This window comes from Saccharopolyspora antiqui, from assembly GCF_052246905.1.
Classification (GTDB): Bacteria; Actinomycetota; Actinomycetes; order Mycobacteriales; family Pseudonocardiaceae; genus Saccharopolyspora.
Genome location: NZ_JBQQBO010000001.1, coordinates 181059 through 206974, shown reverse-complemented (window position 1 = coordinate 206974; position 25916 = coordinate 181059). Strand labels below are relative to the sequence as shown.

General features: G+C 67.1%; 24 protein-coding genes. 16 read left to right on the top strand and 8 right to left on the bottom strand.

Annotation, left to right across the window (positions count from 1 at the left end; genetic code table 11):
• The first annotated feature begins 65 nt into the window (after positions 1–65).
• Positions 66–1166 (top strand): hypothetical protein, encoded by a 1101-nt coding sequence (locus ACTWQN_RS00915; RefSeq protein ID WP_443201338.1) that lies wholly within the window; start codon positions 66–68, stop codon positions 1164–1166.
• A 13-nt stretch (positions 1167–1179) separates the two neighbouring features.
• Here the strand turns inward: ACTWQN_RS00915 and ACTWQN_RS00910 are convergent, their stop codons facing one another.
• Entirely contained in the window at positions 1180–2064 is an 885-nt protein-coding gene (locus tag ACTWQN_RS00910; RefSeq protein ID WP_443201337.1) for an NAD(+)/NADH kinase, read from the bottom strand.
• Positions 2065–2434: 370 nt separating this feature from the next.
• On the opposite strand from ACTWQN_RS00910, the gene ACTWQN_RS00905 reads away from it, so the two are divergent.
• The 8 genes from ACTWQN_RS00905 (at position 2435) to ACTWQN_RS00870 (ending at position 10764) form a co-directional block, all read left to right on the top strand.
• Positions 2435–2941 (top strand): 2Fe-2S iron-sulfur cluster-binding protein, encoded by a 507-nt coding sequence (locus ACTWQN_RS00905; RefSeq protein ID WP_443201336.1) that lies wholly within the window; start codon positions 2435–2437, stop codon positions 2939–2941.
• Positions 2938–3927: an FAD binding domain-containing protein gene (locus tag ACTWQN_RS00900; protein WP_443201335.1), complete on the top strand. Its 990-nt coding sequence runs from the start codon at positions 2938–2940 to the stop codon at positions 3925–3927. The genes ACTWQN_RS00905 and ACTWQN_RS00900 overlap by 4 nt, the downstream gene beginning before the upstream one ends.
• A complete protein-coding gene (locus tag ACTWQN_RS00895; protein ID WP_443201334.1) occupies positions 3924–6014 on the top strand; it encodes a xanthine dehydrogenase family protein molybdopterin-binding subunit in 2091 nt (696 codons plus the stop codon). The genes ACTWQN_RS00900 and ACTWQN_RS00895 overlap by 4 nt, the downstream gene beginning before the upstream one ends.
• Before the next feature lie 237 nt (positions 6015–6251).
• Entirely contained in the window at positions 6252–7094 is an 843-nt protein-coding gene (locus ACTWQN_RS00890) for an ESX secretion-associated protein EspG (RefSeq protein ID WP_443201333.1), read from the top strand.
• Positions 7095–7194: 100 nt separating this feature from the next.
• A complete protein-coding gene (locus ACTWQN_RS00885; protein WP_443201332.1) occupies positions 7195–7620 on the top strand; it encodes a PE domain-containing protein in 426 nt (141 codons plus the stop codon).
• The gene (locus ACTWQN_RS00880; protein ID WP_443201331.1) at positions 7617–8198 is read left to right on the top strand and encodes a DUF3558 domain-containing protein; all 582 of its coding nucleotides are present in this window, start codon (positions 7617–7619) and stop codon (positions 8196–8198) included. The genes ACTWQN_RS00885 and ACTWQN_RS00880 overlap by 4 nt, the downstream gene beginning before the upstream one ends.
• A 10-nt stretch (positions 8199–8208) precedes the next feature.
• Positions 8209–9432: a PPE domain-containing protein gene (locus ACTWQN_RS00875; RefSeq protein WP_443201330.1), complete on the top strand. Its 1224-nt coding sequence runs from the start codon at positions 8209–8211 to the stop codon at positions 9430–9432.
• Positions 9433–9729: 297 nt separating this feature from the next.
• On the top strand, positions 9730–10764 hold the full coding sequence (locus tag ACTWQN_RS00870) for a LysR family transcriptional regulator (RefSeq protein ID WP_443201329.1): 1035 nt from the start codon (positions 9730–9732) through the stop codon (positions 10762–10764).
• 116 nt (positions 10765–10880) lie between these two features.
• On the opposite strand, the gene ACTWQN_RS00865 is transcribed toward ACTWQN_RS00870, so the two are convergent.
• Positions 10881–12038: a mandelate racemase/muconate lactonizing enzyme family protein gene (locus tag ACTWQN_RS00865; RefSeq protein ID WP_443201328.1), complete on the bottom strand. Its 1158-nt coding sequence runs from the start codon at positions 12036–12038 to the stop codon at positions 10881–10883.
• Positions 12035–12874 (bottom strand): RraA family protein, encoded by an 840-nt coding sequence (locus ACTWQN_RS00860; RefSeq protein ID WP_443201327.1) that lies wholly within the window; start codon positions 12872–12874, stop codon positions 12035–12037. Before ACTWQN_RS00860 ends, ACTWQN_RS00865 begins: the two co-directional genes overlap by 4 nt.
• Positions 12875–13351: 477 nt before the next feature.
• On the opposite strand from ACTWQN_RS00860, the gene ACTWQN_RS00855 reads away from it, so the two are divergent.
• The 5 genes from ACTWQN_RS00855 (at position 13352) to ACTWQN_RS00835 (ending at position 19015) form a co-directional block, all read left to right on the top strand.
• Positions 13352–14803, top strand: a complete 1452-nt coding sequence (locus ACTWQN_RS00855; protein WP_443201326.1) for a type 2 periplasmic-binding domain-containing protein — start codon at positions 13352–13354, stop codon at positions 14801–14803.
• Positions 14804–14838: 35 nt separating this feature from the next.
• Entirely contained in the window at positions 14839–15597 is a 759-nt protein-coding gene (locus ACTWQN_RS00850; RefSeq protein ID WP_443201325.1) for an SDR family NAD(P)-dependent oxidoreductase, read from the top strand.
• Between the two features lie 337 nt (positions 15598–15934).
• On the top strand, positions 15935–16768 hold the full coding sequence (locus ACTWQN_RS00845) for an RraA family protein (RefSeq protein WP_443201324.1): 834 nt from the start codon (positions 15935–15937) through the stop codon (positions 16766–16768).
• Positions 16765–18033 carry a mandelate racemase/muconate lactonizing enzyme family protein gene (locus tag ACTWQN_RS00840; RefSeq protein WP_443201323.1) on the top strand — a complete coding sequence of 423 codons (1269 nt, stop codon included), beginning with the start codon at positions 16765–16767 and terminating at the stop codon, positions 18031–18033. Before ACTWQN_RS00845 ends, ACTWQN_RS00840 begins: the two co-directional genes overlap by 4 nt.
• 337 nt (positions 18034–18370) lie before the next feature.
• Entirely contained in the window at positions 18371–19015 is a 645-nt protein-coding gene (locus ACTWQN_RS00835; protein WP_443201322.1) for a TetR/AcrR family transcriptional regulator, read from the top strand.
• Between the two features lie 71 nt (positions 19016–19086).
• Here ACTWQN_RS00835 and ACTWQN_RS00830 read toward each other — a convergent pair whose 3' ends face one another.
• The 3 genes from ACTWQN_RS00830 to ACTWQN_RS00820 form a co-directional block, all read right to left on the bottom strand.
• A complete protein-coding gene (locus tag ACTWQN_RS00830; RefSeq protein ID WP_443201321.1) occupies positions 19087–19878 on the bottom strand; it encodes an isocitrate lyase/PEP mutase family protein in 792 nt (263 codons plus the stop codon).
• 363 nt (positions 19879–20241) lie between these two features.
• The gene (locus ACTWQN_RS00825; RefSeq protein ID WP_443201320.1) at positions 20242–21477 is read right to left on the bottom strand and encodes a Glu/Leu/Phe/Val dehydrogenase dimerization domain-containing protein; all 1236 of its coding nucleotides are present in this window, start codon (positions 21475–21477) and stop codon (positions 20242–20244) included.
• A gap of 60 nt (positions 21478–21537) precedes the next feature.
• Positions 21538–22137: a TetR/AcrR family transcriptional regulator gene (locus tag ACTWQN_RS00820; protein ID WP_443201319.1), complete on the bottom strand. Its 600-nt coding sequence runs from the start codon at positions 22135–22137 to the stop codon at positions 21538–21540.
• Positions 22138–22272: 135 nt separating this feature from the next.
• Here ACTWQN_RS00820 and ACTWQN_RS00815 point away from each other — a divergent pair, with 135 nt between their 5' ends.
• On the top strand, positions 22273–23838 hold the full coding sequence (locus ACTWQN_RS00815; protein ID WP_443201318.1) for an APC family permease: 1566 nt from the start codon (positions 22273–22275) through the stop codon (positions 23836–23838).
• Positions 23839–24012: 174 nt separating this feature from the next.
• On the opposite strand, the gene ACTWQN_RS00810 is transcribed toward ACTWQN_RS00815, so the two are convergent.
• Both ACTWQN_RS00810 and ACTWQN_RS00805 read right to left on the bottom strand, forming a co-directional pair.
• Positions 24013–24312: a hypothetical protein gene (locus tag ACTWQN_RS00810; protein ID WP_443201317.1), complete on the bottom strand. Its 300-nt coding sequence runs from the start codon at positions 24310–24312 to the stop codon at positions 24013–24015.
• A gap of 199 nt (positions 24313–24511) precedes the next feature.
• Positions 24512–24841 (bottom strand): YybH family protein, encoded by a 330-nt coding sequence (locus ACTWQN_RS00805; protein WP_443201316.1) that lies wholly within the window; start codon positions 24839–24841, stop codon positions 24512–24514.
• A 299-nt stretch (positions 24842–25140) separates the two neighbouring features.
• On the opposite strand from ACTWQN_RS00805, the gene ACTWQN_RS00800 reads away from it, so the two are divergent.
• A complete protein-coding gene (locus tag ACTWQN_RS00800; protein ID WP_443201315.1) occupies positions 25141–25866 on the top strand; it encodes a haloacid dehalogenase type II in 726 nt (241 codons plus the stop codon).
• Positions 25867–25916: the final 50 nt, after the last annotated feature.

Sequence of the window (25916 nt, the reverse complement as noted above, 5' to 3'; positions counted from 1 at the left end):
CGCCGCTCGACCACCAGCGGGGAGCCGCTGCCGCTTCGACCTGCGCCGGTCGGCACACTGTAGACATGCTGCTCCGGGTCCTCGCCGCCGTCGTCGGTGGGCTGTTCCTGGTGGCGGTCACGGTGAGTGTCGCCCGGACGCTGGTCATCACGATGTCCCGGCCGGGCATGCTGACCCGGCTGGTCAGCCAGGCGGTGGCCACGCTGTTCGTGCTGCTCACCCGGCTGGCGCGCGACTACCCGACGCGGGACCGCATCCTCGCCGCGCAACCGGTCACCTTCCTCGCCGGGACGCTGACCGCGTGGCTCACGGGCTACTTCATCGGCTACGCGCTGTTGCTGTGGCCGTGGTTGCCCGACCTCGGCCACGCCGCCCGCGAGGCGGGGTCAGCGCTGTTCACCCTGGGGTTCGCCACCACCGCTTCGACCGGCCCGAGCATCATCGACTTCCTCGCCGCCGCGACCGGGCTGCTGGTCATCGCGGTCCAGATCGCCTACCTGCCGACCCTGTACTCGGCCTTCAACCGCCGGGAGACCGAGGTGACGCTGCTGGGTGCCCGAGCCGGATCGCCGCCGTGGGGACCCGAGCTGCTGGCCCGGACCCGCTACGGCATCCGGCTGGGCGATGACGACCTCACCGAGCTGTACCGGCGGTGGGAGCGGTGGGCGGCCGACATCGCCGAGAGCCACAGCAACTACCCGGTGCTCATCCGCTTCCGCTCCCCGCAACCGCTGCACTCGTGGCTGGTCGGCCTGCTCGCCGTGATGGACTCGGCGGCGCTGCTGCTCGCGCTGTGCCCGAGCCGGGAATCGATCGAACCGAGGCTGTGCCTGCGGATGGGCTTCACCGCGCTGCGGCAGATCGCGGTCAGCATCGGCCTGCCGGTGGATGAAGATCCGGATCCGAACGCCGAGATCCAGCTGTCCTACGAGGAGTACCGCGCTGGCGTCGCCTGGCTGACCGAGGTCGGCTTCACCATCGAACGCACCCCCGAGGAGGCCTGGCCGCACTTCCGGGGGTGGCGGGTCAACTACGAGGCGACCGCATACGCGTTGGCGGCGACGACCGACGCGGTGCCCGCGTTGTGGTCGGGTCCACGACGCTGGCCCAGCCAGCCGATCCCGCCCGTGCGGCCGTCGAGCCGACGTCCCGGCGAAACCCGCTGACCGAGGTCGGTGTTCAGCCAGCTTCGGGTGAACCGGTGAGGTGGAGTTTTCGCTGGGCGCGCTGGTAGAAGGTGGTGTGTCCGAGCCGGACGACCCGGGCGGCGGCGGGTTGGACGGTGATGTCGATGAGCGTCCCGGGCAACCGGTGCGCGACGAGTTGCCCGTCGACCTCCACCCCGAGTTCGCTGCTCTTGGGCAGGACCCGCAACGCGAGCTTCTCGCCCTGGGACAGGAACAGGGCCCGGTTGAACGCCGAGTGCGGGGCCACCGGGATGACCAGGAGCCCTTCGACCCTGGGGGAGATGATCGGTCCGCCAGCGGAGAAGCTGTAGGCGGTGGACCCGGTGGGGGTCGCCACGACGACGGCGTCCGCGGCGTAGCTGACGAAGGGATGTCCTTCGACCTGCACCTCGACCATCGCCATCCCGTCACCGGGCACCCGCACCAGGGCGATGTCGTTGAACGCGACCACGGATCGGTCCGCGCTGATGATGTGCAGCCCGGAACGCGTCTCGACGGTGAAGCGGTTGTCGTCGATGGCGCACAGCGCCTGGTCCAGATCCGGGATGTCGATCTCGGCCAGGAAACCCAACCGCCCGAGGTTGACGCCGAGCACCGGGGTCTGTTGCTCGCTGCCGAGCCGCAGCGCCCGCAGCATCGTGCCGTCGCCGCCGAGGCTGACCAGCAGGCTGGCGCGCTCGGCGAGTTGTTCGGGCGGCAACGTGGTGATCGACTGGCCGTAAGCGGCTATCTCGTCCGGCATGCCGAGCACCTCGATGTCCCTGCCGCGGGCCCAGCTGACGATCGTCTCGATCACCTCGGGGCGGTGTCGGTCGGGGTGCAGGACCAGACCAACCGCGTTGACCATTCCCATGCCAGCCGCCTTCCGGTCCGCCATCGATGCGCGCGTCCACTGTAGAACCTGACGGAGCAGCGCAGCAGGGTCGGCTCGGGTGCGGCTGGTCGCGCGTCCATTTTCACCGAGGTTGTCCCCTGTGGACGATATTCGTGTGGCAGAAGGGAAAATCATCCAGCCCGCCGATGGCGGGCGGTCGCGAACGGTGCTCGCCGATTTCGAAGATCGGTGGTAGCGCTTGCGTTTGCAGGCGTCGCCGCGCGGATTGATACTTCGGCGGACGGGTCAGCCGGTTTCGCGTGCAACGTCCTGGTTGGCGGAATTCGTCGCTGTCCGTGCCGGGGAGGTGAATCGTCCTCCGGCAGGCGATGATGCAGCCCGTTTCCGCCTCGGCTGGGAAAGGCGGCAGAGCATGGATGTGGAGATCACGCTCCGGGTCGACGGCCGGGAGCACCGGCTCGTCGTCGACACGCGCACCACGTTGTTGGACGCGCTGCGGGAACGATTGGAAATCACCAGCCCCAAGAAGGGTTGTGATCACGGGCAGTGCGGCGCCTGCACGGTGCTGCTGGCCGGGCAGCGGGTGCTCAGCTGCCTGGCGTTGGCCGTGGCGCACCAGGGGGCGGAAGTCGTCACGGCTGACGGGCTGGCCGACGGCGAACTGCACCCGATGCAGCGGTGCTTCATCGCGCACGACGCCTTCCAGTGCGGCTACTGCACGCCGGGGCAGATCGTCTCGGCCGTGGCGATGCAGCGGGAGGTCGAGGACGGCTGGCCGAGCGTGGTCAGCCCGGACCTCGACGCCAGCGAAGTGGTGCTCGACGACGACGAGATCCGGGAACGGATGAGCGGCAACCTCTGCCGTTGCGGGGCGTACGCGAACATCGTTCCGGCGATCGGAGAGGCGGCGCGGAAGTGAGACCTTTCGGCTACGAACGCGCGGACGAGATCTCCGGTGCGATCGCCTCGCTCGAACGCAACCCGAACGCCGCTTTCCTCGCTGGCGGCACGAATCTGGTGGATCTGATGAAGCTGGAGGTGGTCAAGCCGGACGAGCTGATCGATGTCCGGCGGCTCACCTCCGACCGCATCGAGGAACTGCCGGACGGCGGCCTGCGCATCGGGGCGGCGGTGACCAACAGCCAGCTGGCGGCCGACCGGCGAGTCCGGCACCGCTACCCGATGCTGTCCCGAGCGCTGCTGGCAGGTGCCTCCACGCAGCTGCGAAACGTTGCCACCACCGGTGGAAATCTCTTGCAGCGCACGCGATGCGCGTACTTCCAGGACGTCACCGCGCCGTGCAACAAGCGCGATCCCGGCTCGGGTTGTTCGGCGCTGCAAGGGCATCACCGCGACCTCGCGATCCTCGGCACCTCCCGGTCGTGCGTTGCGACGAACCCGTCGGACATGGCCGTGGCGATGGCCGCCCTCGACGCGACCGTGCGCACCCAGGGGCCCGCGGGGGCGCGGACGATTCCGCTGGTCGAGTTCCACCAGCTGCCCGACGGCGAGCCGCAGCACGACACCGTGCTGGGCCGCAGCGAGCTGATCACGGCGGTGGATCTGCCGCCGCTTCCGTTCGCCGCGAATTCCCGCTACCGCAAGGTGCGCGATCGAGCCTCCTACGCGTTCGCCTTGGTTTCGGTGGCGGCCGCGCTCGACGTCGCCGACGGCGTGGTGCGGGACGTGCGGCTGGCACTGGGTGGTGTCGCGCCGAAGCCGTGGCGCGCGAGCCGGGCGGAGCAGGCGCTGCGGGGCGCCCCGGCGACCGAGGAGAGCTTCCGCCGCGCCGCTGAGGCAGAACTGGCCGACGCGCAGCCGTTGTCGGGCAACGCGTTCAAGATTCCGCTCGCCCGCAACGTCATCGTGCACACGCTTCTGGAGTTGGCGGAGGAACGACGATGAGCACCACGATTCCGACCCGCTCCGTCGGCACGGCGATCAACCGGGTGGAAGGCGGCGCGAAGGTACGCGGCCAAGCCCACTACGCCTTCGAACAGCCGGTGCACCGCCCGGCCTACCTGTTCCCGTTGCAGGCCACCATCGCGGCCGGACGCGTGATCGCCGTCGACGCCGGCGAGGCACTGGCCGAAGAGGGCGTGCTCGCGGTGTTCACCCACGAGAACGCGCCCGCCCTGACCTCAGGGGACGACCCGGAGCTGGTGATTCTGCAGTCCGACCGGATCGCCTTCCGAGGCCAGCTCGTCGGCGGCGTCATCGCCGAGACCCTGGAAGCCGCCCGCCACGCCGCGAGCCTGGTCCGGATCGAATACGAGGCGCAGCCGCACGACATCGAGTTCCGCGCCGACCGCGCCGATCTGTACGCCCCCGACCAGGTCAACCCGACGTTCGCCACCGACACCGAGGAAGGCGATGTCGAGGCCGCGCTGGCGTTGGCGGACAAGACGATCGACGAGACCTACACGACGCCCGCCGAGTTCAGCAACCCGCTGGAACCGCACGCCACCATCGCCATCTGGTACGACGACGAGCTCACCCTCTACGACTCGAACCAGGGCGTGACCATGGTGCAGCAGGCGGTGGCCCCGCTGTTCGGGCTCGCCGAGGACCAGGTGCACGTGATCGCCCCGCACGTCGGCGGCGGATTCGGGTCGAAGGTCACGACGCACGCGAACGTGGTGCTGGCCGCGATGGCGGCGAAGCTGGTGGCGAGCAGGCCGGTCAAGCTGGCGTTGACCCGCCACCAGATGTTCAGCCTGGTCGGCTTCCGGACCCCCACGGTCCAGCGGATCCGGCTGGGCGCTGACGTCGACGGCAGGCTGTCGGCGATCAGCCACGACGCGATCGAGGAGACCGCGAAGCTCAAGGAGTTCGCCGAGCAGACGACGGTGTGCACCAGGACGATGTACGCCGCGCCCAACCGGCGCACGACGCACCGGCTGGTCGCGTTGGACATCCCACCGCTGACGTTCATGCGCGCGCCGGGGGAGGCGCCCGGCATGTTCGCGCTCGAATCGGCGATGGACGAGATGGCGATCGCCTGCGACCTGGATCCCGTCGAGTTCCGGATCCGCAACGAGCCGGACCGCGATCCCGAGACGGGGCTGCCCTATTCCAGCCGCGGCCTGGTGGCCTGCCTGCTCGACGGGGCCCGCCGGTTCGGTTGGGCGCAGCGTGAACGCACGCCGCGCGCCCGGCGCCGGGACGGCTGGCTGGTCGGCACCGGAGTGGCCGCCTCGACCTATCCGGTGTTCCGGCTTCCCGGGTCCTCGGCACGGGTGCGGATCACGCCCGACGGGCGTTACGTCGTGCAGATCGCGGCGATGGACATCGGCACCGGTACCTGGACGGCCCTCCGGCAGGTCGCCGCCGATGCGCTGGAAGTGCCGTTCGAGGAGGTCGAGCTGCAGATCGGGGACACCGCGCTGCCCGGGGCAGCACCGGCCGGTGGCTCGGTGGGCTTGGCATGTTGGGGGACCGCGGTCTACAACGGGGCCCGCGAACTGCGGGAGCGCCTGCGCACCGGCGCGGTCCCGGACGAGGGCCTTGAGGTCATCGGCGCGGACACCGGGACCGCGTATCCGGGTCAGTACGCGATGCACAGCTTCGGGGCCCAGTTCGCCGAGGTGCGGGTTTCCGAGGACAGCGGCGAAATCCGGGTGCCCCGCCTGCTCGGGGTCTTCGCCGCGGGCCGCATCGTGAACCCCACGACCGCCCGTTCCCAGCTGCTCGGCGGTATGACGATGGGCCTGTCGATGGCCCTGCACGAGGCGGCCCTGTTCGACTCGCGGTTCGGCCAGGTGGTCAACCACGACTTCGCGGGCTACCACATCGCGGCCAACGCCGATGTCGGCAGCATCGAGGTCGAATTCCTCGACGAGGACGACCCGTACGTCAATCCGTTGGGCGTCAAGGGCGTCGGCGAACTGGGCATCGTCGGAACGGCCGCGGCGATCGCGAACGCGGCCTACCACGCAACCGGGGTGCGCGTGCGGGACCTGCCGATCACCCTGGACAACTTCCTGCCCTGAGCATCCGCATCCCTTGATCCACTTCTGGCTCATCGGCGCAGGCCAGGAGGTTCCCGCGCTGGCTCGCTCCGACGCCTCAGTGCGGGCCATCACCGCCGTGGCCCGAATGCAGTAGCTCGGAGTGCGAAGAAGGAAATCAGAAAGAAATGGTTGCACCATCTGGGTGGGGATAATTCGAAACAAGCCATCTGTCCGTTTTGCCCGTGATGCGGTGACTTCAGCTTGACCCGACCGTAGTTGATCACAGCACTGGGTGGGGAGGAGTTCGTGTCCGGGGCGCTGGAGTTCGACGTGAGCCTGTTCGGCCCGCTTTGGCGCGGCGCGGGACTTGCGCACCAGGAAGGCGACGAGGAGCGGTTGGTTCCGCCGCCTCGATTGCTGCAGTACTTCCCAGATTTGGGTGAGCCCGATGACCCGGTCGGTGCATGGGAGAAAGCCCGTGACAGAGCGCGCGCACGAGGATTGATCGATCGTGGCAACCAGGCAGCACCGTGGGTTGCCGACATCATGGGAGTGCTCGCTCACGCATCGGCCGAGGCCGACACGCGATTCGCGCCGAAACGTGGGAAGCACGTTCGTGGTCTGGTGTCGCTCTCCGGCGATCAAGTGGTCCGCACCCGGGTGCAGGGACGCAAGGTGCGCATTGATCCGGTGCGCTCGGCGTCGGCATATACCGCACTGGTGGGCCTCTGGCCGGAAATCACGCCGGTTCCTGGCTCGGCGGTCAGCATCCGGCTCGAAGATGTCGAGGCGGCCAGCAGAGCCGCTGCGGCGCACCGGGGCCAAGCCCAAATCGACGCAACGGTCCGGGAATTGCGAGCGCGCCAGGTCCGCAGTGACGACGCGCGCGACTACGCGCGCATGGTTTCCGGAGAACGCGTGCACGACGGGGAGTTCTCGGTCGCGGTCCGCGACAGCCGCGGCAAGCTGCGCGCCGCCGCCGACGTCGTGCTTTTGACTGGCACCGTCTCGGGCTCCTTCGTCCAATTTCTTCGCGGCGAGTTTCTCGTTACTTCTCCAGCAAATTCTGTTCTGGTGTCACGAATTCTGTCCGAGCGTACGGAAGAGCTGCGTCGGTGATGCGGATGTCACTTCCCTGTAACCGAATCCGCGTGATCCGTCGGCCAACTGAAGGTCGGCGTCACCGACGGCGACCTCTGACGTACGGAAGAGGGGAGCCATGACCGAACCGAGTGATCGGGTGGCGCAGGAACGAGATGCGCAAGACGTCATCATGAATCCCTTGACAGGTATGTTGCAAATCCCGCTTACCGCAGCGTCGAGTACGGGTGCTTCGGCAGGTGGCTTCGAGGTCGCCCCGGAAGACCTCAACGCCGTCAAAGCAGATTTGGACGCAGCGCTCGACGAACTGAAGCTCGCGGCACGGGACGTCATCTTCGTCCACAACGTTAAGTCACCTGGTCGGGACGAGGTTAGCGAGGCAACGACTGAGAAAATCGTTCAGCACTTAGCGCAAGGGCTCGGCTCGGCGGTGCAGACACTGCACGACATGCGCCGTTGGGTCGAGAATTTCCGGGACCAGATCGATGCCGCACAGCGCGAGTACCAACGCATCGACGAAGGGAACGAGGTAAGGGAGCAATGAACCGTACTCGGCTCGCGCTGGTGACTGCTGTCTGCATTACTTTTCTGTCCATCGGTGCGTGTGTTCAATCTGAGTCAGGAAGTCCCCTGCCTGTCGGCACCGAGCCTTCGACCGCATCGAAGGATGTAGGCAGACCAGAGGTCAGCGCCCCGAAGAACCTTGAAGCCGTAGGAGATCCGTGTCAGCTGCTCAGGCCGGAGCAACTTCAGCAGATTGGGACGACGGGCGCGACGGTTCACGGTCCATCTGCGTGGGGCGAGGACACGTGCACGTGGGGGGTGGATGCCGACGGGCTCCAGATCAACATCGCTCCGGCGGTGACGACGAACTATGGTCTCGCCAGGGTGCTTCAAACGACGGGAAAACCAGCACCTGATGAAAACGTCGAAGGGTATCCGGGGGTGATCGTCGATCCGGCGATGTTCACCTGTGGAATCTACGTCGCCGTGAGTGCAGAGGACGTCTTCGGGGTTGCTGCGGATCGAGGCGACAGCGACCGTCCCGAGCATCAGGATCCCTGTGCGGTGGCGAAACAGGTGGCGAGCATGGTGCTTTCGAATCTTCCGGCCCAAAGCTGAAGGGAGGATTATGTGGCCGTTCAGTCAACCGAAGAAGATCGAAGGCCAGCCGCAGGCCGCGTTCGATCATCCCAAGATCCACCGCGAGCTCAATGGCGGACCAGGGGCGGATTCGCTGTCCAAGGTCGCGGGCGAGCTTTCGGGCCCACTCGCCGAACGGCTTGGGCGCATCGGTGAGCTTGTCCAAGGTGCGATCGGTCGTTGTAACAGGTCGTGGAGCGGCGACGCCTCGGAGGCGATGACGCGGGAGTCTTTGCCGTTTCAGGACGTGGTGCGGCAGTCAAGGGAACTCTCGATCGCCTTGGCGAGACGAGTGGAAAGCCAGGCCGACCATTTCAGTCGAGCGAAGTACTCGATGCCGGAGCCGCACCACGTGCCACCACTGGATCTGGGTTTCAGCGACCTCGTGCCAACCAACGTCGGGGCGAAACTAGCTGGGCAGCAAGTCCATGAAGCCATGCACAACGAGGCCGAGCAGAGGGCACGTGATTGCTACGCGGCATATCGGGCTTCGTCCAACGGCACGGTGCGATCCTTGAAACCGTACCCGGCTGTGCCGGTGTCTGTCGCTGATGTCGGTGTCGCCGACACACAGCGCCCGATCGCGGTCGATCCGAGTACCGGGTACGTCGGTACCGGCTCTTCTGCGGTGTCGACTTCCCGTGTGGCCCACGACGAAACGACTTCGTCGGGCTCCGTCCCGCCGCACGGTTCGATGGGCCCCGGACAGACCAGCACGTCGGGCTCGCCCGCCGTGTCCGAATCGTCTTGGGCGGCTCCAACTGCTCCCGGCACGGGTGTCACGTCACCGCCGAGCACCGGAACCGGGGGCAGCCCAGGCGTTGTCGGTGCTGGGTATGTCCCAGCAACCAGTGGTACTCCAGGCGGTGCAACCGGTCCTGGTTCAGGGATTCGTCGCGGCAGCGGTTCGAGTACTCGCGGCGGCACCGGTGGTGGTCGAACAGGGATCGGCCCGGGTTCCAGTGCGGGAACTCCTGGCTCGGCTGGCACCAGCGCACGTGGGGGTGCGGGTGTGTTTGGTGGCATAGCCGGACCTGGCCAGCGCGATCGGAGTGCCGAAGGCGAAGAGCACGAGCGCAAGTACGTCAAGAACACCGACGAACACTTCGAGTTCGAGCCGGACGTCGACCCCGATACCGGGCAGGTGATCGCTCCTCCGGTCATCGGCGGATCGCGTTCGTCCGGGAGTGGGCAGCAAGAGCAGGACGAGTAGTCGAACCAGCTGGTCGCGCATGGGTCGTGCACCCGGTGCTCCGTGGCGCAGGGCTGTTGGTTCGGGTGTTTTTGGATGGTTACCGGGTGATGTAGCACGTGTTAGGTTGATTGGCGCAGTGGATCCGGTGCTCAGGTCGGCTACGCGGCGTATTCGGCTACATCGGACACGCGCGAGCGGCCTCACGGAAGGTGAACCTGCGAGCCGACCGGTTCCCCAGGTCCGCCACGCTCGCGTTCGGCGGTGGGCCGTCCGGACGACGACGTCCGGACTTCGTCAACGGGGACGAGGTGTGCAGTGCATCTCAGGGACGCGAACAAGTACCGCATCGACTGGATGATCAGTTTCGCCGCAGTGGTTCGGCACGGCGGTTTCTCGGCGGCGGCCAAAGCGCTGTACCGGTCGCAGTCGCGGGTGAGCACCCACGTGGCCGACCTGGAACAGGCCCTGGGCACGCAACTTTTCGACCGCTCGGTGCACCCGCCGCAGCTCACCCCCGAAGGTCGGGTGCTGCGGCGGCATTTCGACGAGATCCTCCGGCGGCTGGAAGCGCTGGCCGATGTCTCCGCGCCGTCGGGCTCGGTTGGCGGCGAGGTGCGCCTCGGGCTCTACCCGAGCGCGGCGGCGTACCTGTTCCCGCAGGTCGTGCTGCGCCTGCAGCGCACCCACCCGGGCATTTCGCTGGTGCTGCACGAAGCCCACAACCGGGATCTGGACAGCGCCCTGCACCACGGCGAAGTGGATCTCACGGTCCGACCGACGCTGCCGGTGATCCGGACCGACAAGTTCGTCAGCAGCGTGTTGTGGCGGGAGCCGCTGGTCGCCGTGTTCAACCGGGCGCACCCGTTCGCAGCGGCGGCCGGGGTGCGGCTGCGGCAACTCGCCGACGAGCCGCTGATCATCATGGGGGCGAGTACCGAAGGGGGCGGTCGGCAGTCCGAACCGAACCTGGCGTTCGCCAACGCGGGGCTGACCCCGAGCGTGGTGTTCCGGGCCATGCAGCCGCAAACGATGGTGTCGTTGGTGCGGCACGGGTTGGGTGTCGGGATGACGAATTCGCTGTCCATGACCACGGCCAACATCGACGGTGTCAGCCTGGTTCCGGTCGTCGACGCGGACTGCGACCGGGTGGTGGCGATGTGGTGGTCCGCGGACCAGCCCCGGTCGGCCGCGTCCGATGCGGTGCGGGAGGCGATCCTCGCGGTGCCACCACCCCAGTTCTCGCGCAACGGCGGCGATCGTCCGGTCGGCGTGCCTGCCCCGGCCCGGTCGCCGGAGCAGGCGGGCGTGCCGATGATGTCGGCGCCGGGCGAGTCAGCCCCGCAGTGCTGAGCGCCGCGAAGCGGTCCAACAGGACTTCCACCCAGAACACCGCCCCGGGCGAACCTCGCCCGAGTTCGGCCGCAGCGCGGTGGCGTCCGAGTACCGCCACCGCGCCGCGGACCGGGTCACTCGAACCAGGTCGTGCCGGGGAACTGGTGCTGCCTGGCCACCTCTTCGTCGAGTTCGAGGCCGATCCCGGGACGGTCGGAAAGGGTGATGGCGCCGTTGGAGATGATGTCGTCCTTGTCGGTGATGATCGTCTTCCAGTAGTCGCGGGAGGTCCAGTGGAATTCCAGCGCCAGGAAGTTGGGCACCGTGGCGCAGACCTGCGCCGAGGCCATCGTGCCGATCGGGGAGGAGACGTTGTGCGGTGCGACCGGCACGTAGTTGATCTCCGCCAGGTTGGCGATCTTGCGGCATTCCGATAGCCCACCGCACTTGGGGATGTCGGGCTCGATCACGTCGACCGCCTGGCTGCCCAGCAGATCGCGGAAACCGTGTCGCAGGTAGAGGTTCTCGCCCGCGCAGATCGGCGTCGTGGTGGACTGCTTGACCTCGCGCATCGCATCGACGTTCTCCGGCGGAACCGGTTCCTCCAACCACATCAGGTGGTACGGTTCGAGGTCCTTGGCCAGCCGGATGGCGCTCGGGACGTCCAGCCGGGTGTGCACGTCGGCGGCGAAGTCGATGTTGGTGCCCGCGATTTCCCGCGCTATTTCGACGGTTTGCACCATCCGCTCGTGTTCCCACAGGCTCGCGGTGTAGTTGAACTTGTCCTTGGTGAAGCCCGCCACCTCGCTGCCGCGATGGCCGTAGACGAAGATGTCCAGGTCGATCTTGAACGCGGTGAAGCCGCGTTCCAGGACTCCCTCGATGACCCGCTTGATCTCATCGAAGTTCATGCCCGGTTCCACTTCGCAGTCGGCGTAGACCCGGATCTTGTCCCGGAACTTCCCGCCCAGCAGCTCGTAGATCGGTACCCCGAGCGCCTTGCCCTTGAGGTCCCACAGCGCCAGCTCGATACCGGTGAGCGCGGTGACCAGCGCCCCGGCGAACCCGCCGTTGAACACGTTGGCGCGGCGCAACTCCTCGAACAACGCGTCGATCTCGAACGGGTCGCGCCCGATGAGCTTGGTCTTCAACTGGTGGATGAGTGCGATGGCCTGCACGCCGCCGTGCACGCACTCGCCGAGTCCGGTGATGCCCTCGTCGGTCTCGACCCGCACCCACAGGTGCATGCCGTGACCACTGGTCGCGGCGGTCCTGACCGCGGTGATCTTCATGACCGACTCCTCGGGTGCTCGTCTGCCTGGGCCGCGCGCCACGCCTCGTACTCGGCCCAGCCCTGCTCGCTCAACGGGTAGTACTTCTTGAGAGCGCCGCCCTCGGCCAGCTTCAGGCGGCTGAATTCTTCCCATTCCTCGTGGTCAACGGTGTGTTCGAGCACCATCTCGGCCATCTGCGCCGGTACCAGCACGGCACCGTCGTCGTCGGCGATGATGATGTCGCCGGGCAGCACGAGCACCCGGTTGCACGCGATCGGCACGTTGCTGGCCCACGGGAACAGGGTTGTCTGCGAGGCGAAGTTCGGGGTGAATCCGCACGTCCAGAGGGGAGTGCCGATCTCCTTTATCCGCGGCCAGTCGCGGACGCAGCCGTCGACGACGATGCCCGCGCCGCCGCGCCCCTGGAAGTAGGTGACCAGCATTTCGCCCATGCAGCCGGTGTTGACGTCGCCGTAAGCCGAAACGGCCAGCACATCACCGGGCTGCACGGACTCGAAGACGTCCCACAGCGCGCTCTTCTTCTCGACGTGCTCCTCCTGCGCCCCCGCGCCCACCCCGGAAACGACGTCCTCGCGCTTCGGCATGAACTGCAGCGTCACCACCGGTCCGACGACCTTGGTGCCGGGCTGCCGGGGAATCGGGCCCTGGATGTAGGTCTGCCGCACACCCATCCGGTGCATGACCGCGCTGGCGGTGGCGCTGCTGACGACCTGGAGCCTGTTGATGAGGTCCGGGTCCGGCCGGGAGAACGGCGGTCCGCTCAGCGGCAGTTCGCGCGCTATGTCGGGTATCGGTAGGCGGACGTCCACTGGCTCGTTGGCTCGCGGTCTCATCGCCTGCGTTCCTCGCTTTCGACGGGCCTCAAACGGAATGCGGAACCAGTCGGTCCGCACGTGTTTTGCGCGCAATGGGGACGAATTCCCGCAGCGGGCGTATTTCGCGGCCTTCGTGCGGCGCCGTTGTCGGCGCACTGGATCACCAGCCGCGGAAGTGCGTTCCCAGCCGGGCGGCGGTCGCGTGGACTAGCGGCGAATGTAGCTCCCGGTGGGGCGGTGATGGGTGGGAGCGGATGGATCGGATAGGTCGGATCCGGGAGCGGGATGGGGAGTTGACGTCCGTCATACCCGGGGTGATCATGGTGGCGCTCGGCCAGGAATCCTCCGCCGTGAGCGGAAAGTCGACCCGCCCACGTTCCGCTGGTGCCTGACCGCTTCCACAGGTGACCGCCACGATGCCGCACGTCCGCATCAGCAGCGCGCCCGTGGTATTGGGCGCATTGCAGTGAATCCTCAACGAAGAGGTGGAAACTGATGGACAGTGACGATCTGCCGATGCTGAATCGGCGTCGAATGCTGGCTGGAATCGGCGGCTTGGTTGCCTCGGGAATGTTGCTGCCGGGACTGACTTCCTGCGGCAGCTCGGCGGCGCCGACGGTACCAGCGGCGGCGGTGCCGCCCGATGTGGTGGAAGCGGCGAAAGGGCTGCAGAACAAATCCGCCAGCGTGCTGTCGATGCAGATGTACACGAAACAGGCCGACAACGCGGTCAAGGACGCCTACGACGTCTTCGCCGAGCAGACCGGCACGAAGATCAGCAACGCGAGTTTCAGCGCCGATGCGGGCAACTTCATCGCCAAGCAGGACGCGGCCGTCCGGGCCGGTCAGGTCCAGGACCTCGCGTTCATCTCCGGGCAGCGGTTCGTGCCCCAGATGCAGCAGCTCGGCATGATCCAGGACGTCTCGGACGTCGTCGCGGACATGGCGGCGAAGTACGGCCCACCAGCGCCCGTCGCGGAGAACTACCTCAAGATCGGTGGCAAGTGGTGGGGTGTGCCGTTCTACTCGATCGGCAGCGGTTACTTCCTCCGCAAGGACTGGCTCGCCGAGAAGGGCATCAACGTAAGCGACGTCGCGACCTACGAGAACGCGCGCGACATCGCGCTGGAAATCTCCGATCCCGCGAAGAACCGGTTCGGCTGGGGCTTTTCGGTCAACCGCGGTGGTGACGCCAACGGTTTGATCATCGACGTGATGAACGCCTACGGCAGTTCGATCTGCTCCGACGACGGCACCAAGGTCATCTTCAACACCCCGCAGACCGTCGAGGCGATCACGTTCCTGGCCGACATCTACGTCAACCCGAAGTACCAACCGATGCTCCCGCCCGGCGTCATGAGCTGGACGGACACCGCGAACAACGAGGCGTGGCTGGCCGGGCTGATCGGCATCACGCTCAACCAGGCCAGTCTCTACGCGCAGTCGAAGACCACGAAGAACCCGGTTTACGACGGCACGGCGGTGATCGACGGGCTCAAGGGCCCGGCCATCTCCGCGGCGCTGCCCTTCGGCGATCTCACCGCCTTCGTCATCTTCAAGGGCGCCAAGAACCCCGAGCTGGCCAAGCTGGTCCCCAAGTACCTGGCGGCGGGCCAGACGATGCGCAGCCTGGTGGAGGCATCCGGTGCGGGCGTCGTGCTCCCGGCCTACGACGGGGTGTGGAAGTCCGACCCGTACTTCCTGGGCGGCGATCCGATCTACCAGGTGACCTACAACGCGATGTCCGCGCCGATCCCGGCGGTGTCCACCACCGGTCTGCACTTCCCGCAGGCGCCCAGCGCCGGGGAGAACGCGGTCCGCCAGGCCTACGTGCTGACCGACATGATGGGCGAGATCGTGCAGGGCAAATCCAACGTCGCATCGGCGGTGGCAACAGCCCACGACCGCATGGTCCAGGTGTTCGAGCAGCAGGGGCTGCAGCAGTGACCAAGGTGCGTTTCCGCTTGGAGGAGTAAGCGGTCATGGTGAACCTCTCGGGAAAGAAAGCCCTGGTGACCGGGGCCGGGATCGGTATCGGCCGGGGCATCGCGATCGAACTCGCGCGGGCCGGGGCGGACGTCGCGGTCCACTACCCGCCCAGCGAGGAACCACCGACGACCACGCAGCGGATCACCGAGCTCGGCCAGAAGACCTTCGCGGTGGAAGGTGATCTGCGCGAACCCGAGGTTTGCCGCGATGTGGTCGATCGCGCGGCCGACGCGCTGGGCGGGTTGGACATTCTCGTCAACAACGCGGGTGTGACCAGGTTCGTCGAATTCCTCGACATCGATCCCGAGCTTTTCGACGACCTGTTCCACCTCAATATTCGTGGGTACTTCTTCTGCGCGCAGCAGGCGGTCCGGCATTTCCTGGCCGCCGGTGGCGGAAGTATCGTCAATCTCAGTTCCATCAACGGCAGCAGAGGTTTTCCCCGAGCCGCCGCCTATGCGGCCACCAAGGGTGCGGTCGACGCATTCACGCGGGTGCTGTCCACGGATCTGGCCCCGCGCGGCATCCGGGTCAACGCGATAGCGCCGGGCAGCGTCGAGACACCGCGTTCCTGGGTGGAGCAGCCGGATTACTCCCGGGAGGCCGCTGCCCAGCGCATTCCGGTGCGCCGGGTCGGGCTGCCCGCAGACATGGGCCGCGTGGCGGCGTTCCTCGCCTCCGAAGACGCCGGTTACATCAGCGGACAGGTGATCCACGTGGACGGCGGCTCGATGGCGCTGGGTGGGGGGTGAGGATGGTCGATAGCAGCGTGCGCTCCGCACGATTTCGCGGTATCGGACTTTCGAATGGATTGGATCCGCATGGCGCATCCGCTCTGGTGATTGGACCCGGCAGATCGGTTGATTCGACATGGCACCGCAATTCGTCGCGGCTGCGCGCTAATTCGGACGTTGACATGGTGGTCACCGGATCGTAGTGTGACGTCCACTCGGTCTCCTGCCGGTGATGCCGTTTGAATCGTCGCGGTCGGAGAAATTCGAAATTCCGACGGTGACCCCGCTCGGCCGAAATGTTCGCGTCCCCGCAAAGTTTCCCGCCACGCCCGCGGCAGCCAACCCTGGAGTTCGCATGAGGATCCAACCCACCCACGATGATCTGCTCAGGTTGACCGCAGCGTGGTCGGGGGAGCGGTTCGCCGATGGTCGGCCGCGAGTTGCCGACGAGGTGCTGGCCCGGTTGCGGGAAGCCACCACCGAGGAGGCGTGGAGCACCCTGCGGCAGGCGGGTTACGACCGGCAGTTCGCGGGCGGCTGGCGGGAAACGCATCCGGGCGCGGTCCTGGTCGGGCGGGCGGTGACCGCGCAGTTCCTGCCGCACCGGCCGGACTACGACGCCGCCGTGGTCGCCGCCGGTGCCGAAATCGGTTTCACCGCGGGAGATCGGCAGAATTCCTGGATCATCGAGTCGCTGCAGACCGGTGACGTGATGGTGACCGACATCTTCGGCAAGGTCAAAGACGGCACCGTCATCGGGGACAACCTCGGCACCGCGGTGGCCACCCGCACCGGTGTCGGCGCGGTGATCCACGGCGGCATCCGGGACCTCCAGGGGCTCACCCAACTGCACGGCGTCAACTTCCTGTTCCGGGACGCCGATCCGACCGCGATCCGCGACGTGACGCTGGCCGGGATGAACTTGCCGATCCGGATCGGGGAGGCCACCGTGCTGCCCGGTGACGTGGTGCTGGCCACCGCCACCGGCGTCGTCTTCATCCCGCCGCAGCTCGCCGAGCGGGTCGCCGAGAAGAGCGAGGACACCCGAATCCGCGACGTGTTCGGCAAGCTCCGGCTCTCCGAACGGGCCTACACCAGCGCCGAGATAGATGTGGCGAACTGGGCGGCGCACATCGAGGCGGACTTCCAGCAGTGGAAACAGCACCGGGTTTCGAAGGAGATGTCGTGACCGCGCGTCCCGAAGACCACGTCAGCAACTACTCCCGGCCGAGCGATCTGCGGATCACCGATCTGCGCATCGCCAACCTGGTGGGGGTGCCGTTCCGGTCCACCATCATCCGCATCGACACCAACCAGGGCATCTCCGGTTACGGCGAGGTCCGGGACGGGGCGAGCAAGACCTACGCACTGCTGTTGAAGAGCCGCCTGATCGGCGAAAACCCCTGCAACGTCGACAAGCTCTTCCGCAAGATCAAGCAGTTCGGCCACCACGCCAGGCAGGCCGGTGGGGTCTGCGGCGTGGAGATGGCGCTGATGGACCTGGCGGGCAAGGCCTACGGCGTTCCGGCGTTCGTGCTGGCCGGGGGCAAGTTCCGGGACCGGGTGCTGTGCTACGCCGACACGCCGTCCTCACCTGATCCGGAGGAGATGGGCAAGCGCCTGGCGCAGCGCCGCGAGCACGGCTACCAGTTCCTGAAGATGGATGTGGGCATCGGTCTGCTCCGCGACGTCCCGGACTGCCTGATCGCCCCGCCCGGCGCGCTGCGAACGACCGACACCATGCATCCCTTCACCGGCATCCAGGTCACCGCCAAGGGCGTGCAGCGGCTGGTCGAATACGTCGCCACGGTGCGGGACCTGGTCGGCTACGACGTTCCGCTGGCCGTGGACCACTTCGGGCACATCGCGCTCGACTCGTGCATCCGGATCGGCCGCGCCCTGGAGCCGTTCACCCTCGCTTGGCTGGAGGACATGATCCCCTGGCAGCTCACCGGCCAGTGGCGGCAGCTGACCGAGGCGGTCAGCACCCCGACCTGCACCGGGGAGGACATCTACCTGAAGGAGAACTTCCGGCCGCTGCTGGAGAACGAGGCGGTGCGGGTGATCCACCCGGACCCGGCTTCCTCCGGCGGCATCCTGGAGACCAAGAAGATCGGCGACCTCGCCGAGGAGTACGGCGTGCCGATGGCCCTGCACATGGCGGCCTCGCCGATCGCCACCCTCGCGGCGGTGCACATCGCGGCGGCCACCCAGAACTTCCTGGTGCTGGAACACCACGCCGCGGACGTCCCGAGGTGGAGCGATCTCGTCACCGGGCTGCCCAGCCCGCTGATCACCGACGGCCACATCACCGTGCCCGACACGCCCGGCCTCGGCTTCACCGACATCAACGAGGAACTCTTCCGGGAGCACCTCGACCCTGCCGATCCGGTGTTCTTCGACGACACCGAAGCGTGGAACGGCGAACGCAGCCACGACCGGCTCTGGAGCTGAAAGACCCACCGACAGCGGCAACGACGACGCTTGGATGGCAGGGCTATGACCAAAAACCACTTCTGCGCCCGCGCAGGCACCAAGAACCTGTCTTCGAACTCGTCCTGCTTCGCGGTGCGGGTGGCAGACCTGGCGATTTCGCGCGCAATCGCCACCCGCCCCGCATGGGAGACGGCGATTTCGCGCGAAATCGTCCACCTCACCCGAGGTGGACGGCCCGACACGACCACTTCAAAAACAGGCACCGAGGTTCCGCCACCCGCACCGCCACCCAAACCAACCCGCACACTCTCTATGGTGTGCCAACGCGTCCGGCAAGCGACTGGTGGAGGTCACCGTGGTTGAGCGAAACGACCGCCGACCCCGCCGTGGGCGTCCACCGGCGAGCGATCAGCAACGCCAGCAGCAACGGCTCGACATCTCCCGCCACGCGGTGCGGCTGTTCCGCGAGCAGGGCGTGGCCGCGACAACGGGTGAGCAGATCGCGGGGGCCGCAGGGGTGTCCGAGCGCACGCTGTGGCGCTACTTCCGCAGCAAGGAAAGCTGCGTCGAGCCGCTGCTGACGAAGACGATCGACGCTTTCCAGGCAGTCCTGCGCACCTGGCCGCCCGAACTGGAGCTGGCCGAGCACCTGCGAGCAGCCTACACGCCCGTGCTGGACTCCTCCGGGTCCGACGTCGAGGCAGTCCTCGCCGTGGTCCGCATGACGCACGAGGAACCCGCGCTGCGCGCTGTCTACCTGGTGCTGCGGGAGCGTGCGGAGTCCGCCTTCGCCGACGTCCTCGCCGAGCGCATGCGCATGCCTGCCGACGCGCTGGAGGTTCGCATGCAGGCCGCCGCCACGAACGCGGCACTGCGCGCCGCGACCGACCACCTCGTTTCCGTCGGCACCGAGGGAATTGCCCCCGAAACCCTGCACGAACATCGCGAACGCCTCGCCGACGCCCTCCGCCGCATCACCCGGGTGCCCACCCGCCGCTAGGCGACGTCCTCGAAGTGGCCGCGGGGGGTCGGATCGAAGACCCATTGAATCCCGCGGAACTCCGCGATGCGTCAGGAGCTCCGGGACAACCACTGGTTCAGCTGCGCGAAGCCGACCGTGGTGCCCGTCTCGGGGAACACGCCCTCTTCGAGGATGGTCGCGGCCGTGGTGCGGGTGAAGTCGAAAGCGGCTGCGGCCAGCGAAGCGCCGACGCTGATCCGACGCACCCCCGCCGCCGCCAGCTCCGCCACGGTGGGACCACCCATCGCGGCCATGACGTTGACCGGCAGCGGCACCGCGTCGACGACCTGGCGCAGCACCGGCAAGTCGAGCGAACCGGGTACGAACAGGCAGTCCGCCCCGGCCTCGGCGTAGGCCGTGCCGCGCTTGATCACGTCCGCGGCGTCGCCCAAGCGGTACAGGAACACATCCGTGCGCGCGTTGATCACCAGGTCGGCGTCGGCGTTGCGCGCCGTCCGGATCAGCTCGACCTGGTCGTTTACGTCGCGCAGCGGCCCGCCGAACCCCGCACCGTCCTCCAGATTCACGCCCACGGCGCCGACGGCGATCACCTCCTCGACGGTCGAGCGCACGTCGCCGTACCCGCTCTCGACGTCGGCGGTGACCGGCACGTCCACCGCGGAAACCACCCGGCGCACCGCGTCGACCATCTCCGCGCGCGACACCCGCTGGCCGTCGGGCCTGCCCAGGGACCACGCGACCCCGGCGCTGGTGGTCGCGATGGCGCGCGCCCCGGCCTGCTGGATCACTGCGGCGCTGGCCGCGTCCCACGCGTTCGGCAGCACCAGCACCGGGCCCTCGTGGTGGTAGGAGCGCAGCAGCTGGGCCTTCTCGTTCGTCATTCGTGCGTTCTCTTTCCCGTTCTCCAGAAAACACCGCCCGCCAGCTGGGCGAACGCGGCCGGTTGGCGCGGGCGATTTCGCCCGAAACCGCAGAACTGAACGTAGGACGCGGATCGGCCTCGTGGTAGGGCCAAAAATCGCGAAGTGGCCTGGGCCAATCCGGGCCCGCCGCCGGGATGGCGCGGCACGTGGCGAGTAGCGCAGAACCTGCGGCCGCGGCTCGCATCCCGCGACGACGGCCGATGCGGCGCAGCCACTGACCCGGGCAGCACCTGATGCTCCACATCGGACAGTTCAGCGGCGCAACCTTCGGACTCTGCACCGATCCGCCATGGACTGCCCGAAAACTCGCGCCTCAGCGCACTAGGGCATCGGGGTCGTGACGTTGCCGAAGCGCGCGGTCAGTTCCGCCAGCCGTTCACTGGCCATTGCGAACGCCGCTGTCCGCGTCGTGATCCCCTCGTCGTCGGCGCGGTCGAACATCCGGTCGCTCAGGGCGCCGATTCGATCGGCGATCTTGGTGAAGGACTGCTCGGGGCTCCCATCGATGTCCCCGAACAGGACCCACCACCACCACGCGTTGGTCGCCGAGTTCGCCAGGAAGTCGGGCGAGACGGTCACCCGGCGCGCATCGAGCGCTTCCTCAGCTTCCGGAGTGATCGGCATGTTCGCCGCCTCAGCGATCACACGTGCTTGAACCCGGTCTTGGTTGTCGGCATGGATGCAGTACGACGTCGCGGCGGGGACGAGCAGATCGGCCGGGATGTCCAGCCACCGCTGCCCTGGCTCGGCGCGGTCGGTGCGGCGCAGCTGGGTGCGGTCGATCGCCCCGCTGCGGTCGCGGGTCAGCAGGAGCCGCTCGACATCGAGCCCGGCAACGTTCGCAACAACGCCGTGGACATCGGCGATCCCGACGATCCGAACACCGGCGCGCGCGAGGTATCGCGCCGAAGCACCACCCATCGAACCGAACCCCTGGATGAACGCGGTAGTGGCCGCCGGGTCCATACCGCGGTGCCTGACGGCGGCGAGCGCGGCCTCGGCGACGCCGAAACCGCCCACCAACTCGTCGAGCGGGACCCCATCGACGTCGGACCCGAATGCCGTGGCCATGCGCTCGTTCGCGGCGTCCAGGTCCGCGACCACCTGATGGGCGGCCTGCACCGAACTGGTCAGGCCGATCTTCTCGATGGCGCGGTCGACGGCGTCCTGGCGGACTCCGAAGTCCTCCCCCATGGTCCACCGCTGTTCGATCAGCGGAGCCATCGCGGCGAGGTAGCGCTCCAGCACACCCGTCGCGGCGGGATCGAACGGGTCGAAGTCAATTCCGCCCTTGGCTCCCCCCAAGGGCACGTATCGCGCCCCTGGCTCGTAGTGGATGGCTTCTTTGAGGGTCATGCCCCGTGCGAGCCCGCGCACCTCGGTCGCGGTGCAACCGGCGCGCATCCGCAAACCGCCACTGCACAGACCGCGCACGAGCCGGTCGATCACGAGATAGCCCGTCGCGCTCGACTCGGGGTCGTGCCAACTGGCCTCGAAGAACGGAGCATCGGTCGCAGCGGCCTTCGCGGTGACGGCATGCGGCAGGGTGAGCGCCACGATTCCTCCGGAGCTAACTGAACGGCCAAACAGTTAGTATCGGAGCCACCCATCGGGGGGTCAAGGAGCGAGGCCGAGTTCAGCCGCGAGGGCCGTGCTCATCCAGTTCGTCACGTCGGTTTTGGACACGGCCTCGTCGAAAGCGACCCGCTGCACGGCCAATCCGTCGAGCATCGCGGTGAGTCGCCACGCCGCCCCCCGAGGATCCGCGGTCCGAAACTCCCCCGCGGCGACCCCTTGCCCGATGAGGTCCGTGACAACAGCACGCCATCGGTTGTCGAGCGTGCGTATCACCCCGCGCAGCTCGGGATTGCGCAACGAGGTCGCCCACCCCTCGATCCACAACCGCCAACTCGGCGCGGCACCGGTCGGACCGTACTCGTTCAACGCCGTGCGCAGCCGCTCGGTCACGCTGCCGTCCGCCTCCGCGAGCAGCCGGTCGAGCCGGGCCAGGTCTCGGTCGGTGGCATGCCGGAACGCACTGAAGATGAGGTTGTCCAGCGATTCGAAGTGGTAGAAGACCAGAGCCGTGCTGACGCCCAGACGTGCGGCGACGTCACTGCCCCGCAGCCCGCTGACCCCGCGCTCAGTGATCAGGTCGAGCGCGGTCGTCAGTATCTCCTCGCGGCGGGCGCCGACTTCCTTCTTCACCCGTGGCATGGGACGAATTTACCCGCCGCAGGGTTGACATCGTGAGACGCACGTCGCACCCTTGGCCACCCGCACTGTTCGAACGTTCAGTTAGCTGCTGTTGAACGGGCCGTTCCGCTACCGAAGTCCGATCAGGGAGGACCAGTGCCCGAGCCGATCACGACCGGTGACACAGATTTCCTGCGCGCGAACAAGGCCAAGCTCAGGCGAGATCTGCGCCGCTTCGACGCCTTCTTCCTGCTGCTCTGCTCACTCGTCGGTCTGGACACGATCGGTTCGCTGGCCGCATCCGGCCATGAAGCCTTCACGTGGTTGCTGATCCTCGCCGCGCTGTTCTTCGTTCCCTACGGGCTCATCGTGGCCGAGCTGAGCGCGACGTTCCCGTTGGAGGGCGGGCAGTACACCTGGACCCGGATGGCCTACGGTCGGCTGGTCGCGGGCGTCGTTCAGGTCATCTACTGGTTGTCCAATCCGGTCTGGGTCGGCGGCACGCTGTGCGTCGTCGCGATGCAGACCTTCGCCACGTTCATCCATCCCCTCTCCGGGGTCTGGACCTACGTCGCGGGCCTGTTGTTCATCTGGGCCGGTGTGCTGTCCACCTCGGTGTCGCTCAACGTCGGCCGCTGGGTACCGGCGGTCGGGGCGTGGGCACGCATGATCCTGCTCGGATTCTTCTTCATCTCCACCATCATCTACGGGATCCAGCGTGGCGTGCAGACCTTGGACTGGAGCGACTTCACGCCCACCTACACCGGGTTCATCGCCCTGGTCCCGGTCATCGTCTTCACCTTCGTCGGTTTCGAGCTGTCCAGCTCCGCCGCCGAGGAGATGGACCAGCCGCAGCGGGCGATCCCGCTGGCCGTGCTGCGTTCAGGCGCGATGTCCTTCCTCATGGTGGCCGCCCCGGTCGCTGGCATCCTGCTGGTCCTGCCGAGTGACCAGGTCAGCAGCCTGGGCGGCTTCATCGACGCGTGCAAGGCCGTCTTCAGCGTCTACGGTGGCGAGGTACTGCCCGACGGGACGATCCAGCTGAGCGGGTTCGGCACCGCCGTCGGCGTGATCTCGGCAGTGGGGCTCATCGTCGCCCTGTTCACCAGCGGGGTGTCGTGGGCGCTGGGGGAAAGCCGCGCCCAGGCCACTGCCTGCGCTGACGGAGCCGGGCCGCGGTTCTTCGGTGCGTTGTCGGAGAAGCGCGGCACTCCGGTGCGGATCAACGTCCTCTCCGGCGTGCTCGCCACGGCCGTCATGGTCGCCGCGCTGAACATTTCCGGCGGCGACAGCAGCAAGTACTTCAGCGCCGGTTTGAACCTCGCGATCTCGATGACGATGGTCGCCTACATGCTGCTGTTCCCAACACTTCCGGTGCTCCGCCGCAAATTCCCGAACGTGCCGCGGCCGTTCACCGTGCCCGGAGGTCGGCTCGGCGGTGCTGCTGCCTCGCTGGTCACGACCGCGATCGTGATCTACACCCTGGCGCAGCTGCTGTGGCCGGGCCTGGGAGTGGGATGGTTCGGCACCGCGGGAAGCCCCGACGACTCGTTGCCCACCGGGTTCGAAGGCCAGCGACTCGCCTACGAGTTGACCCAACTCGTGCCGCTCGTCGCATTCGGACTGACCGGTCTGGCATTCGCCCTCATCGGGCGGCGGCAGACCCGGCGGGCGGCATCATCCGATGTGGACCGTGACCGCCCTCAGGCCGTCACGGCGTGAACATCCTTGCACCGGGTCGCTGACTTTCACCGTGGAACCCCGCGGAGCCTCGCCGTGAAGTACCGCGACCACCAGTCGACGTTTCAACAATGCCCACGGGTGTCCGGCTGTTCCACCAGCCTCCTCTGAAAAGGCTCCTCACCCTGATGATCGGCTACCACTTCCAGGGCTACATCAAGGAAATGCCGGACAGCACGCCAAGCACCGCCAGGAACCTTCGTCCACCCACTCGCAGCAGAAGTGCGAAGGAGGACAGACCGAACCCGCTCGAATTTCCGCGATGATGGTATCCCCTTCAATGCGGTACACCTTCTTGTTCTCCTTCATGTCCTTTCCGAGGTAATCCTCCAGGCAGGTGCTCCGAATGGCGTACTTCCGCGCGACATCGGGAAATTTCTGAAACACCGCGTGCAGTTCGTCGAAGAACTCGGAGTCAATGTCCGGACCGTGCTTGAGCTCGTTTTTCGCGTGCATCTTCCCTCCCCGAGGTTGTCCGCATCCGCAGCTCCTCCGGCACCCAGGACCAGTCGCGCTATCGCCTGGCGAAGCCTTGCCGCCACGAATGAGAAGCTGTCCGTCCGTACGGCTTTGCCACGACCTCATCGTCAAAGCGGGCCCGGTATGACACAACGGACCTTCGGCCCAAATCAGGCAAACAGCACGGACCTGGCCGTCAGCTGATTCGAAGGCTCTCGATCAAGCCGTCGCGCAGGTGGAAGGTCATCGGGCCGGTGCCGTTGTGGCCGTTGCCGGTCACCTTGAGCGTGGCGACGTAGCTGTCCGGGTTGGGGCCGGGTTCGATCCCGATGAGCTCGAAGTGCGCTTGCACGCCGATGTTGTCGGTGCGATCCCAGTCGCGCACGGCGTCCCGGCCGCGGTACTCACGACCCCAGTCGTTGAGGTAGGCGTCGCGGGTGAACGCGGCGGCGAAGGCTTCGGAGTCGCCTTGATTGGTCGAATCGATGAAGGCCTGGATGGCGGCAGGGGTGTCGGTGGCGGTCATGATTCCTTCCTCCAGCGGTCGCGCAGTCCGAGGCGGGCGTGGTCACCGCGATCGCCTCGGCCGTGAGCGGAACTCTACTGGCCACTCACTGCCCGCGCCGGATCCGCGACGGAACACCGTCCACATCCGTAACATTCACAAGTGTGATCTCTTCGAGTTCGCCATACCATTCACGGATCCCGCGATGCCCGACGTGCATTGGAAGTGTCCACAGAGGATGGAGGTAGGACTTTGAGGACATCTCTGGAAAGATGGGAACGACAACAAAGGGTATTGACGACGAACAGAGGGCGCCCGCCATGGACAAGGAAAGCTTCGGTCAGGTACGCGCATTGACGTTCGACATATTCGGCACCACCTTCGATTGGTGGACCGGAGTCACTCGGCAAGTGGCGGACATCTCAAGGAGGGAGGGGGTGAACGTCGACGCGGGGAGTATTACCGATTCTTGGCGCGATGAGTTCTTCCTCGCCGTGGGCGCGGTGCGCACCGGGGAGCGGGAGTGGGCGCATCTGGACATCCTGCACGGCGAGTGCCTCGACCGGGTCATCGAAGAACATGGACTGTCAAACGCTTTCGACCGCTCGGTGCGGAAGGAGTTGGTGCGCTCGTGGCACCGGCTCCCCGCTTGGCCAGATGTCGCGACGGGATTGGAGCGACTCCGAAGTCGTTTCACGCTGAGCGCGCTGTCGAATGGCGGATTTGCGCTCACCACCAACCTCGTCAAGCATGCCGGGCTACCGTTCGATTGCATCTTGTCCGCGCAACTGTCCCGCCACTACAAGCCGGACATCGAAGTCTATCGAACGGCCGTGGAACTCCTCGATCTCGCGCCAGAAGAACTCATGATGGTAGCCGCTCACAGCTGGGACCTCGCCGGAGCCCGCGCGGCGGGATTCCGGACGGCATACGTGGCGCGCCCGCGCGAGCGAGGTCCGAACCGAACGACCGAGAATCCAGCGGAGGTCGAATGTGACGTCCTCGTCGAAGGATTCGATGAACTGGCCACTGTGCTCAACTGCTGAAAAAGCGCGAGTTGGCGTGTGCGGGGTTGGGCGAGCGGCCAGGTGTCGCG

Bases quoted from the DNA above. Each gene is read 5' to 3' on its own strand.
- ACTWQN_RS00845 (WP_443201324.1), top strand. From the start codon at position 15,935: ATGAGGATCCAACCCACCCACGATGATCTGCTCAGGTTGACCGCAGCG.
- ACTWQN_RS00850 (WP_443201325.1), top strand. From the start codon at position 14,839: ATGGTGAACCTCTCGGGAAAGAAAGCCCTGGTGACCGGGGCCGGGATC.
- ACTWQN_RS00915 (WP_443201338.1), top strand. From the start codon at position 66: ATGCTGCTCCGGGTCCTCGCCGCCGTCGTCGGTGGGCTGTTCCTGGTG.
- ACTWQN_RS00800 (WP_443201315.1), top strand. From the start codon at position 25,141: ATGGACAAGGAAAGCTTCGGTCAGGTACGCGCATTGACGTTCGACATA.
- ACTWQN_RS00905 (WP_443201336.1), top strand. From the start codon at position 2,435: ATGGATGTGGAGATCACGCTCCGGGTCGACGGCCGGGAGCACCGGCTC.
- ACTWQN_RS00895 (WP_443201334.1), top strand. From the start codon at position 3,924: ATGAGCACCACGATTCCGACCCGCTCCGTCGGCACGGCGATCAACCGG.
- ACTWQN_RS00855 (WP_443201326.1), top strand. From the start codon at position 13,352: ATGGACAGTGACGATCTGCCGATGCTGAATCGGCGTCGAATGCTGGCT.
- ACTWQN_RS00885 (WP_443201332.1), top strand. From the start codon at position 7,195: ATGACCGAACCGAGTGATCGGGTGGCGCAGGAACGAGATGCGCAAGAC.
- ACTWQN_RS00810 (WP_443201317.1), bottom strand. From the start codon at position 24,312: ATGCACGCGAAAAACGAGCTCAAGCACGGTCCGGACATTGACTCCGAG.
- ACTWQN_RS00860 (WP_443201327.1), bottom strand. From the start codon at position 12,874: ATGAGACCGCGAGCCAACGAGCCAGTGGACGTCCGCCTACCGATACCC.
- ACTWQN_RS00865 (WP_443201328.1), bottom strand. From the start codon at position 12,038: ATGAAGATCACCGCGGTCAGGACCGCCGCGACCAGTGGTCACGGCATG.
- ACTWQN_RS00830 (WP_443201321.1), bottom strand. From the start codon at position 19,878: ATGACGAACGAGAAGGCCCAGCTGCTGCGCTCCTACCACCACGAGGGC.
- ACTWQN_RS00910 (WP_443201337.1), bottom strand. From the start codon at position 2,064: ATGGCGGACCGGAAGGCGGCTGGCATGGGAATGGTCAACGCGGTTGGT.
- ACTWQN_RS00875 (WP_443201330.1), top strand. From the start codon at position 8,209: ATGTGGCCGTTCAGTCAACCGAAGAAGATCGAAGGCCAGCCGCAGGCC.
- ACTWQN_RS00880 (WP_443201331.1), top strand. From the start codon at position 7,617: ATGAACCGTACTCGGCTCGCGCTGGTGACTGCTGTCTGCATTACTTTT.
- ACTWQN_RS00805 (WP_443201316.1), bottom strand. From the start codon at position 24,841: ATGACCGCCACCGACACCCCTGCCGCCATCCAGGCCTTCATCGATTCG.
- ACTWQN_RS00820 (WP_443201319.1), bottom strand. From the start codon at position 22,137: ATGCCACGGGTGAAGAAGGAAGTCGGCGCCCGCCGCGAGGAGATACTG.